The 386-nt window shown below is 30.3% G+C and carries 1 protein-coding gene; it reads left to right on the top strand.

What is annotated here, in order from left to right:
* A partial coding sequence (locus E3E36_RS12705; protein WP_167895673.1) for a PAS domain-containing protein occupies positions 1 to 386 on the top strand: 386 nt, incomplete at both ends.

The raw sequence follows: 386 nt of genomic DNA on the forward strand, positions 1-386 counted from the left end.
GATTGTACAGAGCCATTTTTGAAAACAGCCACGATTTAAAATGCCTTTGTAATAACGACCTTTCTATTATTGAAGTAAACCCGCAGTTTGTTCATATTCTTCAAAGTAAAAAAACAGAAGAGCAGCTTTATCTGTACAATTTCTTTGAAAATAAAGAAGATGCTGAATGGGTTAAAAGCGTTATGCTTAAAGGAAAAAACATTAAGCAAAAGCAATTAACATTTATATCTGATAATGGCAGAAAATACAGATGTATTACCAACTTTATAATAATAGACGATAAGAAAAAAATTTACAGTGTAATACTTACAGATATTACAGAACAATTGCGTTTACAGGAAGAAAAAGAAGCAATGGAAAATTTTGCTAACATAGGCAGGGTAAGC

Source organism: Thermococcus sp. M36 (assembly GCF_012027355.1).
GTDB lineage: Archaea > Methanobacteriota_B > Thermococci > Thermococcales > Thermococcaceae > Thermococcus.